Origin of the sequence: Mycobacterium sp. (assembly GCF_032162105.1) — a bacterium.
Lineage (GTDB): Bacteria > Actinomycetota > Actinomycetes > Mycobacteriales > Mycobacteriaceae > Mycobacterium.
The window spans coordinates 1-4,119 of the sequence record NZ_JAVRPS010000202.1 but is presented as its reverse complement, the minus strand read 5'-3'; the positions used below and the strand labels follow the sequence as shown (position 1 = coordinate 4,119).

Genomic DNA, 4,119 nt, shown 5'->3' with positions numbered 1-4,119 from the left:
CGGGTGCTCGCGACGGTGGACAACCCCCCCGAGGTCATCGACGTCGACTTCGTTCAGCACATCCTCGATGAACGTGGCCCCACCGGAGCGCGAGTGAACGAACTGACCTGGTCGTCGCAGTTCCACGTCCATCACCGCATCGCCAGCACGTTCCGCCAAGGGCCGGTGTTCTTGGCCGGCGACGCTGCCCATGTGCACAGTCCGGCAGGAGGGCAGGGGATGAACCTGGGCATTCAGGATGCGGTCGATCTGGCGCACACGCTGTCCGCGTCGATCAAGGGCGCCAAAAACGCCGACCTCGACGGCTACGAACGACGACGCCGCCCGATCGCCGGCGCCACAGTCACTTTCACCAATTTCATGACCCGCGCCTCTATTGTCGACAACCGCGCGGCCCAGCTCGCCCGTAACGCCGTGTTCTCCCTCGTCGGACTCCTACCACCGGCACGCAAGCAGATGGCCCTCCACATGGCCGAACTCGCCTGAAACGGAACAACAATGGCTGCCCCACGCCTTAGAGGCCTGCACCACATCAAATTGCCCGTCGCCGACCTGGACACCAGCCTGAACTGGTATCGGCGGGTGTTCGACGCCGAGCACCTGACCCGGTTCGATCACTACGACGGCACCGGCACCCGCTACGCGGTGATTTTGCAGCTGCCCGGAGTCGACATCCCGATCGAGCTGCGCTGGGCCCCCGCCGCCGCCGTCGCCACCGTCGGCTACGACCCGGTGCACTTTGTCGCCGGCGGCGCCGATGACCTGCAGGCATGGATCGCACACCTGGACGCCCTCGGGATCGAGCACTCGCCGGTCATCGCAGCCCTCGCCGGTCAGCTGCTGATATTTCGCGATCCCGACCAGACATATCTGCATCTGCTCACCGCGCCCGAAGGCGGGGTCCTGGCGATCGAGATGAACCGCGACGCCGCCGAACCCGAGGGTCCCTGGATCATGCCCGACCTGATGCGACACCCGTAGCCACACCCCCAGAGACAACCGACGGCGGAAGGACTCCCGATGTCCATCGCGGATGCAAACCAAGACTCCAACAAGCGCAGTAAGCCCGATGGGTCCTTCGCATGTCATCTGGATGGTCCGGTGGCGGTGATCACCATGAATCACCGGCCCTACAATCTGATGGGTCTGGGGTTTACCGAGCAGCTGATCGACGCGCTGCGCTGGGTCGGGAAGTCCGGCGCGCGGGCGGCGATCCTGCGCAGCGGGCTGCGGCACTTCTCGGCCGGTGCGGACCTGGACGACATGGTGGAAGCGGCCGGGCGCGGGGACGGCACCTTGGGTTGGCCGATCCTGGCGATGCTGCAGGCCTTCGACGAGCTGCCCATCCCGATCGTGGCCGCGGTGCACGGCAACTGTCTGGGCGGCGGACTGGAAATGGCGTTGGCCTGCGACCTGATCATCGCCGCGGAGTCGGCCACGATCGGCTCGGTGGAGGCCACCGTCGGGCTGCACCCGCTGGCCGGCGGCATCCAGCGGCTCACGCAGCGCGCCGGCGCCGCGCGGGCCAAGGAGATGGCCCTGCTCGGGCGCCGCTACGACGCACGCACCCTGGAACGCTGGAACGTGATCAACCGGGTGGTCGCCGACGAACAGCTCGACCAGGCCGCCGCCACCCTGGCCCGTGAACTCGCCGGCGGCCCCACGGTTGCGCATGCCGCCACCAAGGCCCTGGTCACCATCGCGATCAACGAGGGTGTCGGCGCCGCCGATGCGGCAATGGCCGAGCTGCAAAAACCGATCTTCTCATCGGAGGACTTTCGAACTGGGGTCGCCTCCCTGCAGCAGAACGGCCCCGGCCTGGCCAGCTTCGAAGGGCGCTGAAAGATGGCTCCACTGACTGGAATCCGCGTTGTCGATTTCTCCCGGGTGCTGGCCGGGCCGCACTGCGCGCAGACTTTACTCGACCTGGGCGCCGAGGTGATCAAGATAGAACCACCATCCGGGGATATGGCCCGGCGGGCCTTCCCTCGTACCGGGGAGATCTCCGGCTACTACGCCCAGCAGAACGCCGGCAAGCGCGACATCTCCATCGACCTCAACGTCGAGGGAGCACGCGAGATCGCGCTGCGGCTCTGCGATGAGGCCGACATCATCGTGGAGAACTTCCGCCCCGGCACCCTCGCCGGGTTCGGGCTGGGCTACGACGACGTCGCCGCACGCAACCCTCATGTGGTCTACGCCTCGATCAGCGGCTACGGCCAGCACGGCTCGTGGCGTTCACGCGCTGCCTACGCCCCAACAGTGCAGGCGGAGACTGGAATCACCGAGATGTCGAACGCGCACTGGGGCACCCCGCAGGACCGTCCGCGCAGCGATTCGCTCTCCCACGCGGATGTCTATTCCGGGCTGCATGCCGCGATCGCCATCCTCGCCGCGCTCAATGCGCGCAGCGTGACCGGCCAAGGCCAGTACATCGATGTGGCGATGGCCGCGGTGATGCTGGCGATCAATGAACGCGTCCACGTAGATTTATCCGATGCCGAACTTGGTGACGAGCCGCCCATCCTTGGCGCCACCGACTGCGTGTTTTTCATCGGACCCGACGGGACACGGTTCGTCAGCCCGGTAAGCCTCGTCAGCAGCTTGTCGTTCCCGTTCTACCTGGCCGCGATGCGCAGACCCGACCTCGCCGCCGACCCACGCTTCGCCACCCCGCAGGATCGGCGACGCAATCTGGACGCCCTGCACGAGGTCGTACAGCGCTGGATCTGGACCTTCACCGACGTGGCCTCACTGGACGCGCAGCTCGACGAGGCCAAGATCCCGATCGGCGCGATGCGCGACATCTCCGAATTCGCCGAGACCGACTGGGCGACACACTGGGGCGCCACCCGCACGGTGCCCGACGGCGCCGGCGGACGGATCACCGTCCCCGGCCGGCCCTGGCACTTCAGCGGCAACACCAAGCCCGCTGAGAGCATCGACGGTACCGAGGCCGTCGACACCGGCCCAGAGCCCGATCGGCAGCCGGCCCGCCAGGGCGAGCACAACGACGAGGTGCTACGCGAACTGGGTTACAGCGACGACGAGATCACCGAGTTCGCCAACCGCGGGGTGTTGGTGCACGAGAGCCACACGAACTGAGCGACACGACGATTAGGAGATTTGAGTGCAGATCGTTGCCTATGACGATGCCCGCGGCCATCCAGCGATGGGCATCCGCGTCGAAAACGCGGTTCTGCCCACCGGTCACACCGACCTGACCGCATTGATCAAGGCGGGCCCCCGCGAACTCGACCGGCTGCGCCAATCAAGTGAAAACCCAAAGCAATTGGTTCATCCACCGCGACTGCGGGCCCCGATTGCGCCGACGTCCACACTTCTCCTAGCCGGCGGCAACTACGCCGACCACCTCGCCGAAACCGGCCTACATCCCGTCGAGCCCGTGTTCTTCTCCAAACTGCGCTCAGCGGTCATCGGCCCCGACGAACCAATCAGAATTCCCACCCCCGAGACGCACACCGACTGGGAAGCCGAACTGTCCATCATCATTGGCAAGCCTGCATACCGGGTACCAGCCGAGCGTGCCCACGAATACATCTTCGGCTACACGATGATCAACGACGTCAGCGCGCGCGACGTCATGGATCGCGAACCCTTGCAGATCACGCTGTGCAAGTGTCCGGACACCTTCTGCCCCGTCGGCCCGCACATCGTGACCGCGGACGAGGTACCCGATGTCAATGCGCACGCTCTCGAGCTCAGCACCCGCGTGAACGGTGTGTACAAACAGCGGGCCACCACCGACACCATGATCTATTCCATACCAACGCTTCTCGAGTTCCTGACTCGCACTGTGACGCTGCAACCGGGCGACCTGATGAGCACCGGCACAGCAGGCGGAACCGGTGTCGGCCGCACGCCCCAAGAGTTCCTACACCCGGGCGACACAGTCACGGTCGGAACGACCGGCATTGGATACCTGAGCAATCCAGTCGTGGCGGGATGGCCAGAGCACATCCGGTCACCGGGCCACGACTGACCATTCGGGCTGTCCACAGGTGGATACGAGCGCTCGCCGAACGCAGGACACTCAACAGGAGTAGTCGCCGAACGTACATGCCCACCAGTACCGATGGAGTTCACCTTGAGCATCTG

The 4,119-nt window shown here is 65.7% G+C and carries 5 protein-coding genes; all 5 read left to right on the top strand.

Annotated elements, in window-relative coordinates:
• On the top strand, window positions 1-486 hold a 486-nt coding region (locus QOC69_RS10320; RefSeq protein WP_526439026.1), incomplete at its 5' end, for an FAD-dependent oxidoreductase.
• Between the two features lie 12 nt (window positions 487-498).
• Entirely contained in the window at window positions 499-981 is a 483-nt protein-coding gene (locus QOC69_RS10315; protein ID WP_526439024.1) for a VOC family protein, read from the top strand.
• 120 nt (window positions 982-1,101) lie between these two features.
• Window positions 1,102-1,842: an enoyl-CoA hydratase/isomerase family protein gene (locus QOC69_RS10310; protein WP_526439022.1), complete on the top strand. Its 741-nt coding sequence runs from the start codon at window positions 1,102-1,104 to the stop codon at window positions 1,840-1,842.
• A gap of 3 nt (window positions 1,843-1,845) precedes the next feature.
• Window positions 1,846-3,105 (top strand): CaiB/BaiF CoA transferase family protein, encoded by a 1,260-nt coding sequence (locus QOC69_RS10305; protein WP_526439020.1) that lies wholly within the window; start codon window positions 1,846-1,848, stop codon window positions 3,103-3,105.
• A 25-nt stretch (window positions 3,106-3,130) separates the two neighbouring features.
• Window positions 3,131-4,003: a fumarylacetoacetate hydrolase family protein gene (locus QOC69_RS10300; RefSeq protein ID WP_526439018.1), complete on the top strand. Its 873-nt coding sequence runs from the start codon at window positions 3,131-3,133 to the stop codon at window positions 4,001-4,003.
• The last annotated feature ends 116 nt before the right edge of the window (window positions 4,004-4,119 follow it).

Bases quoted from the DNA above. Each gene is read 5' to 3' on its own strand.
- QOC69_RS10315 (WP_526439024.1), top strand. From the start codon at position 499: ATGGCTGCCCCACGCCTTAGAGGCCTGCACCACATCAAATTGCCCGTC.
- QOC69_RS10305 (WP_526439020.1), top strand. From the start codon at position 1,846: ATGGCTCCACTGACTGGAATCCGCGTTGTCGATTTCTCCCGGGTGCTG.